The sequence below is a fragment of the Pseudorhodobacter sp. W20_MBD10_FR17 genome, from assembly GCF_052119765.1.
Classification (GTDB): Bacteria; Pseudomonadota; Alphaproteobacteria; order Rhodobacterales; family Rhodobacteraceae; genus Pseudorhodobacter.
Map to the genome: position 1 here is coordinate 1 of NZ_JBGQOQ010000013.1, position 11,793 is coordinate 11,793.

The window sequence follows — 11,793 nt, forward strand, 5'->3', positions numbered from 1 at the left end:
GACAATCGAATCATGCAACGCAAAACCCGTCAAGCGCTCCGCGAAAACCAAACCTGAAGATGTGTGCATCCCCTAGCCCCGACGCAGGGGGCCTTACATCCGCGCCTCACACGTTAACATAAGATCAACTTATTAACGAAAACATATCAAAAAGTTGCAAAACTTTCCGAGATCGGTTCACACACAAAACCCTCAACAACCAAGAATTGCCCTGCGGCCCGCATCTGACATAGTATGATGCCTATGAAACCGCCCACAGCCCCTTCTGATGAAGCCTTGGACGCGAATATGCGTTTGGTGCACTCTTTGGCGGTGAAAAGTAGGTATTTAAGCCAAGATGAAGCCCGCCGAAGATCTCTCTTTGGCGGGCTTTGGGGTGGCGGTTTAGTTCGAAGGGACTGTGTCGAGCTCGAATTGCAACATCATCGGCGCGGGGCCAGAGGTATCTTCGTCCACAAAAGCGGCAGCGGCGCGGGTGGTTTGGCCAAAGCCTGCCTCAAACAAGGCAGCGTTCAGGCCTTGGCGCGCCGGTTGGCTGGTGTCGCGGGTCGTTTCCACCGCATCTTGCGCAAGAAAGCCAAGGTTTTCGACGGCGGTTTGCGGCTGTGCGGGGGTCATCACCATTACGATCCGGTCACGGCCATAGGCCGCGTCGGTGATCCGCAGCAGGCCCTGTTTCAAGCGGTCGCCCGGCTGCATCCGGCCTGCAAACATGTGGGTGATCGAATAATCCGAGCCAACATAGAGCACGTTCAGATCAACCGGAAAATCATTGTCATTCACCGCCTCGACATGCACCTCATCATCGGGGATCAGGCGGGGCACGCCAGCCGTCGGCAGCGGATGCAAGGTTTTGTCTTGCTTGGTGCGGGTCATCAGGCCAACCTCGACCTTTAGATCGCCCTTATCAACCGCAGCGCCCAGCTTCATCAGGTTGATCGCTTTGGCCATTTGTACCAGCGTATCCGCCAGAACTGTACCCAAGGTTGCCGCATCTTTATCGGCGGTAGAAACCGAAGGCGTGGTGGCAAGGTTGCCCGAAAGCCCTGTCGCGGGCAGCACCCACAGCGCATCGGGGCGCGGGCTGTCGGGCAGCACGGCAAGGCGTAAATCGGCCTCATCCCCCGCAGGAACAAAGATCAGGCGCGGGCCGCTCTCGGCTTTCAGCTGTTCCATAGCTGCCGCAAGGGTCGTCGCGGGGGCGCTACCGGCCTCGGGCAAGGCAACCGTCAGGGTGAAATCGATGTCCGACGAAATTTTGCGCAACGTCAGGCCTTTGGGCAAGGTTTCGGGCAGCGTTTTACCAGCGTATTCAACCGGCGTAGCGGTTGCGGTAAAGGTATCAACCGAGGTGACCTTAACATAGCCAAGCGCCGCCTCGATCTTATCGGCCGCAGAGACCAACACGGCCAAAACCGCCCCATCGCGCAGGCCGTGTAGCGTGCCGGCTGCCAGCGTCAGGCCTGCATCCGTTTGGGTGGCGGGCCATTGGGCCACGCGCGGGCCTGCCTCGCCGGAAAACACGATATGATCAAGGTCGCCCTCAAACATCGGGGTCGATTGCGCAAGGTTTTCGACCGAATATTTGCGCAGCACCTCTTGCCCGATCTGGGCATAGCTGGCCTGCGGAAACTCGGCCAGCGTTTCCATCAGCGCATAGGTAAACACACCTTGTGCCACGCGGTCAGGCTTGCCTTTGGGCAAGCGTTTTTCGGGGGTCACCTCATCGGTTTGCGCAGCGAAAAAGGCAACCAGAGAGCCGCCTTTGCCATGGCTGACAATGGGCGCCGTGGCAGGATCACGCGGATTTGCAGGCGGCATGGCGCGGGTTTGCCCCCCGTCTGCGGCGTCTATGGCCGCATCCATGGCGGCAGAGGGCACGCCCAGCGCCTCTGGGGCCAGTTGTCGCGTGCGGACCTCTTCATCGCCCGAGGGCGCAGAGCGGGTGGCGGTGCCGGAATGGCAGGCATCAAACACCACCCAAACATCGGCCCCCTTAGCCCGCAAACCATCCAGCATCAGGCCGATTTCATCATCGACCAAGCCGTTTTCAACCGCGCCAGTGGTATCGGACCACGGGCCAATATCGACAGGCAAGAACATCTCATCCAGCCCGTCCAGTTCTTCCTCGGGGTTCTTGGCGGGGGCTTGGGTGCCGTGGCCGGAAAAATGCAGATAAACGAAATCACCGGGCTGCACCTTTGCCGTCAGGCCGGCAAAAGCGGAGCGAATCGCGCCAAGCGTCGGGCGGATGGCCCCTTCGACCCCATCCGACAAAACAGCCACGTTCTGCGCCTCAAACGGCACGGGGGCAGCGGTTTTCAGATAGGTCGCAACCAGTTTGACATCATTCGACGGGCCTTTCAGCCAGTATTGCGGCGCGAGGCTGGCATATTCATTCGCCCCGATCAGCAGTGCATAGTTTTCACGCGCAAAGGCTGGCAATGCCGCAAGCCCCATCAGTGCCGTTGCTGCGACACCACCTAAAATATGTGCTTTCAAAATCATACCCTCCTCAATTCGTCATCAAGGCATAGCTGGTTGCAGCCCCGCCTTTGTTTTCGACCAACAGCACATAGCCGCCACTTTCGGCCGGTCTCCACCCGCAATAGGCAATGTGCGACACGTCACTATCGGCACAGACCAACCGGCCTTGTGCGTCTTTGACGGTCAGGTTCAGGTCCACGGCAGATTTTGCCTCGACATAGACCTCGGCATATTCGCCGCCTTTGAAATCAATGCGGGGGTAGGTATCGGTGCGGCCACTGGCCAGCTTTCCGATGTTATAGACCGGCCCTGTAACCACGCCTTTGGTCGCATCAACGCGCGCGTCCTCGATCAAACCCAGCACCGCATCATCGCCCGCTGCCAGCGTTTCGGCCAGTGCCAGCATATCGGCCCAACTGACAGGCGCATCGTTGCCCATTTCGCCATCGGGCGCGGTGCGGTCGGTTTCAACAGGGTTGGTTTGTTTGCGCAGTTTAGCGGCGGCAAGCACCAAAATCGGGTCATTGGCAGCCGCACCCGCGGCAAACAGACGGGCCGACAGCTCTATGGCTTTAATCGGGCTTAATGGCTCTGCCATGAGGGGCGTCGCCAACAGGGTAACTGTTGCAATTGTGCTAAAAATAGTGCGTTTCATTGAATAATTCCTTTCCAAAGGACCGTCTCTTGGGTCAAGAATAGAAAGCCTACCCCCTTCCGTAAACTGTTGTTTTAAAGGTGACGGCCTTTGTCATGTGTACACAAAGCGCGGTGCTGCTAGCCTGTTGGAAAGGATATAAGAAAAGGCGAAACCCATGATTGGAAATAAAGTCTGTTTTAAGCGGCGCCCAAATTTCATGCGCCAAATTGCCCATATTGTTGGCGCTTTGCTGGTGCTGACATGTATTGCTGCGATCAGCCCGAATAAGGCCGCAGCATCACAAATTTCCGCCGCATTTGACAGCGTTGTCGTGCTGCGCAGCGCCGATACCAAAGACCGGTTTTTAGGCTCGGGCTTTGTGTGGCAAACGGGTGCCTTGGTGGTCACCAACGCCCATGTGGTTGGCACGGCTGACCGCGTTCGCATTATTGATGCCGCGGGGGCCGAACATGCAGGCGAGGTAATTGGCCGTGATCCGCTGCGCGATGTCGCCGTGATTTCGGTGACAGATTTGGCGGCCCCCGCCTTACCGCTTGGCCCCATGCCAGCAGCGGGCGATGATGTTTGGGCACTGGGCGCGCCGCTGGAACTTGGCCTGACCCTGACGCGCGGAATCATTTCGGCACAGGCCCGGCAGGTTGATGCCGCTGTGCCGATCCGTTTTGTGCAGCATGACGCGGCGGTCAACCCCGGCTCATCAGGCGGGCCGTTGCTGGACGCACAAGGGCGATTGATCGGGATGAACAGCCGTATCGCCGATGGCTCGCGCTTTTATGTCGGTATTTCCTATGCGATTGCGGCGCAAGATTTGACACGGATTGTCGATGGCTTGGTCGATGAAACCCTGATTCCGTTTCCCAAATTGGGCTTGCAATTGCGTCCCGTCAGCCGTGAAATTGCAGCCGCCTTGGGCATTGCCGCCTCGGGGCTGTTGGTTGACCGCGTGCAACCGGGCGAACTGGCAGAACGCGCGGGGCTGCTGGCGGGCGATATTTTGCTTGCCGCGGCGGGGGCCGACCTGACGCAAATGGGCGATCTTGCCTTTGCGATTGAAGCCGCGCTGCCAAGCCAAAGCATGGCACTGACTGTTCAGCGCCAAGGCAAAGACATCACGCTGACCCTGTCTTTCCAGCCCGTTGCCGCCAGTGCTCTGGCCATGCGCGGGATTGATGGCGCAGGTGCCCTGAACCGCATTTCCTCCTACCGGTTCGAAGGCCTTGGGCTGCAATTCGATGATAGCGCGCAGGTTACGACCGTCACCGAAAACAGCCCTGCCCTGTTTGCAGGTATCATTCGCGGTGATACGGTTTTGGCCGTCAACGGGCATGCGTTAACCGCAGCCGACTTGCGCAAACTGGACATCACGGCGCCCACACTTATCTTGTTGCAACGCGCGGGCGGTGCCACGCTGCATGTTATTTTAGACCCGTGGGATACCGGCGAAGGTATTCGTCCCGTCGGTGGCGCAAATATTCTCGACCCTGCTATCGTTGTTTTTTAACCCATTCAGGATGAGCCCGATTATGGACCCGAAATCCAAAATTTTGATTGTCGAAGACGATGACCAGACCGCCGCAGACGTGGCCGCAATTGTGCGCGAGCTGGGCTGCGAGGCGGCTATCCGCGGGACGCTGGCCGATGGAATTGCCGAGGCTGCAGGCGACTATGCCGTGATCGTATTTGACCGGATGCTGCCCGGCGGCGACAGTATTGATGCGATTGCCACGCTGCGGGCCCAAGGCTCTACCGCGCTGATTTTAATGCTGTCGGCACTGGGACGGGCGGCAAATCGGGTTGAGGGACTGGAAAAAGGTGCCGATGACTATCTGGCCAAACCGTTTGAGCCAGACGAGCTGCGCGCGCGCCTGCGGGCCTTGTTACGCCGCGCCACGATGCAGGTTTTGGACAATGACCTGATGGCCTTTGGCGATCTGGAAATCCGGCTGAAGGCGCGGACGGTGCATATTGCGCGGGTGCATGTGTCGGTCAGCCCGCGCGAGTTTGACCTCATCACCTTTATGGCCCGCAACGCAGGCCAAGTGGTGACGCGGATGCAGTTGCTGGAACAGGTTTGGAACCTGCATTTCGACCCCGGCACCAATGTCGTTGACGTGCATGTCGGCCGCTTGCGCCGCAAGCTGGAAGATGTGGCCGGCCGCCCTGTCATCCAAACCGCGCGCGGAGAAGGTTATGTGTTTGCACCGCTGCCTGCCGCCGGGGCGAACGTCTGATGCGCCCCCAAGCGCGGGCCACCTTTCGGCTGGCGGCTGTCGTTGCGCTGACTGTCACAACCCTATCTTTGGCCGGGATGGGCCTGCAATACCGGTTGGTTGAAAACCGGCTGCAAGTGGCGCAAACTACCCTGCTCGCTGCCGATCTGGACGGGTTTGGCGCGCTCTATGACCAGCGCCGAATTATCGCCTTGCGCCAAGCCATCGACTACCGCGCCGCCGCCGCCACGGGCGATGAAATGCTGCTGCTCCAAGACCGCAGCGGCACTGTTTTGGCTGGCACCCGCAGCGATTGGCCCGCCAACCTGCCTGTGCTGGGCGAAGGGTTCACCGCCAATTCCGCCCAAGTATTCACCGATAATGGCCAGCGTTGGTTGGGCGTCGGGCGCATTTTGCCGGGGGGCTTTCCACTGTTAGCTGCGCGGTCGCTGGCCCCGATGGAACACACACTGGCCGCCCTGCGCCGCGCTATTCTGGGGCTGGTTTTGGTCATGTTAGCGGCGGGCGGTGTGGTGGGCTGGCTTGCTGCACGCGGCATCATGGGCCGCATCACCCGCATCAACGCGCTGGCCGATAAAGTGGCCGCAGGGGCGCTGGATGCCCGCCTGCCCGGCCTCCGCGCCGCCGATGAATTTGGCCTGCTGGAAACCCATGTCCACGCCATGCTTGACCGGATAGAGGCGCTGAACCGTGCCACGCACCGCCTGTCCGATACCATCGCCCATGAATTACGCACCCCCCTGAACCGCATGGCGCAAAAGCTGTCACGCCTGCACGGCCAAGAGGATTTGGTCGATGATCTGCGCGATGAGATGCGCAAGGCGACCAAAGTGTTCGACGCGCTTTTGGATATTTCGCGGGCCGAGGCAGACCAAGGTTCGGGCGGCGGTTTGGTGCCGGTTGACCTGTCAATTCTATGCACAGAACTGGCCGACCTGTATGACGCCTTGGCCGAAGACAAAGGCCTAACCCTGACCCAAAGCATCACGCCCGCGCAAATGATTTTGGGCGACCGCACCTTGATTGGGCAGATGCTGGCGAACCTTTTGGATAACGCAGTCAAGTATTGTGCGCACGGCGACACGATAGACCTTACCCTCGCAGCCACCAAATCTGGCCCTGTCTTGACACTCCGCGATACCGGCCCCGGCCTGCCGGATGAAATAAAGTCCGAAGTATTTGAACGCTTTACCCGCGCCGAGCGTGACAAAGCGCTGCCGGGCCACGGGCTTGGGCTTGCGCTGGTGCGGGCCATCGCCACACGCCACGGGGCCCGCCTTTCGACACCGCCTATTGAAAAAGGGTTTGTCCTGCAAATCGACTGGCCTAAGCTGGGACTGTAACGCAACCCCAAAGGTCACCCGATTCTAAAACCGCTGTATATCGCCCTAGCCGCCCTACTTGCAGGCTGCGCTGCGTTCAACACGCCGCTGAATACCGTATTGCCAGCAGGTAAAAACCTGCCGCTGGTCGAGGTGACGGATGAAACCATCGGCGATGGGGAAATCTATGTCGGGCTTGCCTTTTCGGGCGGTGGAATGCGGGCCTCGGCCTTTGCATACGGCATGACCGAGGCGCTGCGCGAAACCGGTGTCACGGCCGCCACGCCCAACGGGTTATTGGATCATGTCCGACTGGTGTCGGGTGTTTCGGGGGGCTCGGTCACGGCGGCGCAACTGGGCCTTTGGGGGCCGAACGGGCTGCAAGGTTACCGCGAGAAATATCTGCTGACCAATGCCGAAAAATACATGGCCAACTCTTTGTTGAACCCGCTCACCGTGATCCGCGGACTGTCGGGCGGGGCGAACGGGCGCACGACCTTTGCACGCTATATCGATGAGGTACTGTTCAAAGGGGCGACCTTTGGCGATCTGCGCAAGAACTCGCGCATCAAGACTTGGATCAACGCAACGGACATCGCCAACTCGACCCCCTTTGTCTTTACGCCCGAAACCTTTGATGCGCTGTGTTCTGATCTGTCGCGCTTTCCGATTGCCGAGGCTGTGGCCGCATCTGCCGCCTTTCCGCTGGTGTTTTCGCCCGTGGTGCTGGAGGTGCATCAAAACAAATGCAATTACAAAGAGCCTGACTGGCTGACCGCCGCACGTTTCAACCCCGAAGCAACAGCAGTGATGCGCGCCCATGCCCGCGCACTCGAAAGCTATGCCGACCCGGAAAAGGTTAAATTTGTCAAACTGTTGGATGGTGGCGTCACCGATAACTTTGGCACCACCGCGCTGACCGTCGAACGCGCCCGCGCCGCCGTGCCCTATGCCCCGATGACCGCCGAAGAGGCCGTGCGCCTGAAGCGGCTGCTGGTTTTGGTGGCCGATGCCGGCGTACAGGCCGATTACAGCTGGACCCAATCGGTAAATGGCCCAAGCGGGCTTGGCCTTGGGGCCGCCATCGCCAGCGCCTCCATCTCCTCGGCCACGCGCTCGGGCTATGACGCGATGCGCGGTGAGATACGGCGCTGGCAAGAGGATCTGATCGAATGGCGTTGCGGCCTGCCCGCATCCGAGGTGCGGCGTTTGCGTGGAAAATCAGGGTCTTGGGATTGCGCTGATGTAAAGCTGTTTGTCGGCATGGCGAATTTTGACGGTGTCGATGCGCCCATGCGCAAGGCGTTGAACAAGGTGCCGACACGCCTGCGCCTGACACCCCAAGAGGTGGATTTGGTGATCGAGGCTGGCCGTGTCGCCACCAAAAGCGCGCCGGAATTTAACGGCTTTGTCCAATCCTTGGATGGCAACGATGTAGATGCCCGCATCAAGGCGGGTATCGCAGGCGGCGGGCGGCGCGTCATGCCGGTTAGCCAATAACCGTTTGATGACAAGTGCCGTCATCCTGCATGAACAGCCTTGCGGCGTTTAAATCCTTTGCTATCCTTCCCCTATGCGCCATTTTATTCAGCCTTTGCTTTTGACCCTTGGCCTGCTGGCCAACAGCCCTGCCCGCGCGGAAATCCGCGCCTTATTGGTGGGGGTCAGTGATTACGAATTTCTGGACGCCGACCTGAAAGGCCCGGAATTTGACGTGGCCCTCATGGCGCAAACCTTGGCCGCGCGCGGAGTTTCGCCAGATCATATTACCAGCCTTAGCAGTGCCAAGGATGCCACGGGCTTACCACGCAAAGCCGAGATTTTGGCCGCTATGGATCGATTGGCCGCAACTGCGGGGCCAGAGGATACGGTGGTCTTTTACTTCTCGGGCCACGGATCACAAGCGCCCGATACCAGCGGCGACGAACAGGGCGGCGCGGATGAGATCTTGCTGCCGATGGATGCCAAAGGCTGGAAAGGGGCCATAGCGCAGGTCGAAAACGCCTTGCTGGATGATGAGCTGGCAGCATGGGCGAAACGCATCACCGCCACGGGGGCCAAGCTAGTTGGAATCATCGATGCCTGCCATTCCGGCACCAGTTTCAGGGCGGTTTCCGGCATCGGCATCGCGCGCGTTTTGCCCCCCGAGCTGCTTGGCATACCGGATGACATGCCCAGCCAGCCCCTAACCCAAAGCGACGATATGTCAGGCGATTTTGCCTTTCTCTATTCTTCGCAGCCCGATCAACGCTCTTTCGAATACCCGCTTGGCACAGGCGCCGATCAACGCTGGCACGGCGCCTTTACCCTTGCACTGACGCAAACCTTAGGCGATGCCCCACAAGCCAGTTGGCGGCAGGTTTTGGTGGCCACGCGTGACCGGATGACCCAAGGCTCCGCCCGCCAAGAGCCGGACGGCGAAGGCCCAATGCTGGACGCGCCCGTGTTCGGTACAGGCCCCACAACGCTGCGCTTTGCCGTTCAAGGCGACCAATTGCAGGCCGGCTTGCTGCAAGGCCTGACCGAGGGCAGCACAGTCACTCTATACGCGCAGCCCGGCGCAGGTGATGCCTTGGCCGAGGCGCGATTGACCAGCCTTACCGCACAAACTGCTGCGCTTGATTTTGGCACCACCCTGCCTCCGAACGGGGCGGCTTGGGCCGAACTTACTCTGCCAGCCCCCCCTGCCCCGTTGCGGCTTGCTCCAGCGGTTCGCGCCGAAGCTGGCGATTACACCGCACAGGAAACGGCGATTGCGATGCTTGTCACTGAGGGCACTGTGACCATCGACGCCCAATCCCCCGATCTTGTCCCTATTTTGACAGGGGGCACCCTTGCGCTGGCCAATCCTGATGGCGTGCTTGACCCGCTGGGCCACAATTCCACCCCCCGCGCAGCCCCGCGCGCAGGTGAGGACGCCACAGCCGCCCCCCTGCGACTGCTGGAAAACGCAGCCCATGCAACGCGGATGCGGGCGGTTTTGGCGGGGCTAAGTGCAGGGCGCGGGCTGTCGCTGGGCGGTCAGGCCATCACGATGACGATGGAACGCAAACCAGGTGCCCTTGCGGGTAACGCCAGTTCAGGAAATGAATGCGCCCGCAGTGGCAGCGCCGCGCCCTTTTCCCCGCAAAGCGGCGTGTCAGCCTGTGATGAGCTCTGGTTGACGCTGGCCAACACCTCGGGCCGGGTGCAGGATGTGACCGTGCTGTACCTTGCAGCCGATTTCACGCTGACCCCGCTGTGGCCAGTGCACGGCCTGTCAAACCGCCTTGCCTTGGGCGAGGCGGCCCGCGTGGGCCTGCGCATCACCAACGACGACCCCACCGCCTTTGCCACTGAGGAGCTCTTGGTCATTGCCCTGTCGCCCGAGGTGGATGAGCCCCGCGCCGATCTATCCTCTCTCGCGACACCCGATACCCTGCGCGACACCGGTGGCGCGGGCAGCGCCCTTGCCAGTATCGCGCAGTTGATGGCCCCGACCGATACCACCCAAACCCGCGGCTTTTCCCTCAAACGCCCCAGCCTTACCTTGCTACGGCAACCCATTTTTCTGAAGCCCCACCTGCGCTGAACCCTATCCTGTCTTGAAACACAAACAGGCATCAGCCAGACTGTCCCCCATTCAAAAGGAGCGTTTTATGACCCACACCCTTACCCTTACCACCGCGCTTTGCACCGCTTTACTTGGCAGCATAGCAAGCGCCCAAACTGCGCCAGATTTTGCAGGCCAAGCCGCCGACCCTTCGCTCACGTCACCCTTTGCCTTTGCGCAAAGCGGGTTAAAGGCCCAGCGCACCAAAGCAGCCGCCAGCAGCGACAGCGGCGCCCGTGTCATCGGCGGCGAGGTGGCCGATCAAGGCGAATACCCGTGGCAAGTTGGCCTGATGATTAACAGCGCCCCCCCCGGCCCCGATGGCCAGTTCTGTGGCGGCTCCATGTTGCTGGACCAATGGGTGCTAACGGCGGCGCATTGTGTGCATATGTCTGATGACAAGGGCGTTTTCCGCGATATCAACGCAAAAGCCGTATCGGTTTTGGTCGGCACCAACAACCTTGGGGATGGCTCGGGCGATATGGTCCCGATTGAGGCGATCTATCGCCACCCCGATTATGTCGGAACAGAGTTTGACAACGATATCGCGCTGATCAAGCTCGCCCGCAAACCGACTGTGGCCTATAAAACCATCAACGTTCCTGATGCCGAATTCGGCGACTACCTTGACCAACCCGGCGTACAAACCATCGTCAGCGGCTGGGGCCTTACCGAAGGCGGCGCACACCCCGAGGCCCTGCGCGAGGTGCAGATCCAGATGATGGACCGCAATCTGTGCAACCAAGCCATGCTGGAATCGCGAGCAGAAGAGGCCGCCAAAGGTTTTGGCTATGCCGTCAAAGTTTTTGGCCTGTCGGATGAGGCAGCCTATTCGGCATGGGATGCAATGATCGCGGGTGTCAAACCACCGATGTCCGAAAACATGCTGTGTTCCGGCACATTTGAAGGTGGCAAAACCGCCTGTTCCGGCGATAGCGGCGGGCCTTTGGTTGTGGCCTTGAACGATGGCAGCTTTATTCAGGCAGGGATTGTCAGCTGGGGTCTTTCGGGCGTTGGCGGCAATGGCTGCAATGAAAGCGCGCCATTTTCGGCCTATACCCGCATTTCCAACTATTTGCCGTGGCTGAATGCAACGATCAGTGCGAACCCGTAAAACGGATTTGGCTTAAATAACCGCTTGGAACGTCACGATGGCGCACCAAGCGGCCTCCGATCTGTAAAGCCTGTAATCTCTATTGCGGCTTTAACTTCTCGTGCGTCCGATAACAGACCGTCAGAGGCTAAACGTAGCGAAGCAACAAGCCATACGGATCATGATATTTAGGCCTGCGGACTGGAACTAAGGGCGCAGAATGGGCGGTCACCCAGCTGAACCATTTTGACTGCTTTCGCGGCAGTTGAACACCGCAAAAACTGTAAAGCGACACTGCGCTAAACGGTTATAACTAAAAGTAAATTGGTGCACCCGGAGCGATTCGAACGCCCGACCCTCAGATTCGTAGTCTGATGCTCTATCCAGCTGAGCTACGGGTGCACTGTGTG

The 11,793-nt window shown here is 59.7% G+C and carries 8 protein-coding genes and 1 tRNA gene; 6 read left to right on the forward strand and 3 right to left on the reverse strand.

The annotated features are described in order from the left end of the window. Positions 1-384: 384 nt before the first annotated feature. Positions 385-2,508 (reverse strand): caspase family protein, encoded by a 2,124-nt coding sequence (locus tag ACEN2J_RS10470; RefSeq protein ID WP_442105630.1) that lies wholly within the window; start codon positions 2,506-2,508, stop codon positions 385-387. Between the two features lie 7 nt (positions 2,509-2,515). Continuing rightward, entirely contained in the window at positions 2,516-3,142 is a 627-nt protein-coding gene (locus ACEN2J_RS10475; protein WP_442105632.1) for a hypothetical protein, read from the reverse strand. A gap of 157 nt (positions 3,143-3,299) precedes the next feature. Between ACEN2J_RS10475 and ACEN2J_RS10480 the strand changes: the two genes are divergently transcribed. From ACEN2J_RS10480 to ACEN2J_RS10505, 6 genes are all read left to right on the forward strand, one after another. Beyond that, positions 3,300-4,646: a trypsin-like peptidase domain-containing protein gene (locus ACEN2J_RS10480; RefSeq protein ID WP_442105634.1), complete on the forward strand. Its 1,347-nt coding sequence runs from the start codon at positions 3,300-3,302 to the stop codon at positions 4,644-4,646. 22 nt (positions 4,647-4,668) lie between these two features. Beyond that, positions 4,669-5,376, forward strand: a complete 708-nt coding sequence (locus ACEN2J_RS10485; protein ID WP_442105635.1) for a response regulator transcription factor — start codon at positions 4,669-4,671, stop codon at positions 5,374-5,376. Continuing rightward, on the forward strand, positions 5,376-6,719 hold the full coding sequence (locus ACEN2J_RS10490; protein ID WP_442105636.1) for an ATP-binding protein: 1,344 nt from the start codon (positions 5,376-5,378) through the stop codon (positions 6,717-6,719). The genes ACEN2J_RS10485 and ACEN2J_RS10490 overlap by 1 nt, the downstream gene beginning before the upstream one ends. Positions 6,720-6,818: 99 nt before the next feature. After that, positions 6,819-8,198 (forward strand): patatin-like phospholipase family protein, encoded by a 1,380-nt coding sequence (locus ACEN2J_RS10495; protein WP_442105638.1) that lies wholly within the window; start codon positions 6,819-6,821, stop codon positions 8,196-8,198. 73 nt (positions 8,199-8,271) lie between these two features. Next, the gene (locus ACEN2J_RS10500; protein WP_442105640.1) at positions 8,272-10,269 is read left to right on the forward strand and encodes a caspase family protein; all 1,998 of its coding nucleotides are present in this window, start codon (positions 8,272-8,274) and stop codon (positions 10,267-10,269) included. 67 nt (positions 10,270-10,336) lie between these two features. Then, entirely contained in the window at positions 10,337-11,404 is a 1,068-nt protein-coding gene (locus tag ACEN2J_RS10505) for a serine protease (protein WP_442105642.1), read from the forward strand. Between the two features lie 304 nt (positions 11,405-11,708). Here ACEN2J_RS10505 and ACEN2J_RS10510 read toward each other — a convergent pair. After that, positions 11,709-11,785, reverse strand: a tRNA-Arg gene (locus ACEN2J_RS10510). Positions 11,786-11,793: the final 8 nt, after the last annotated feature.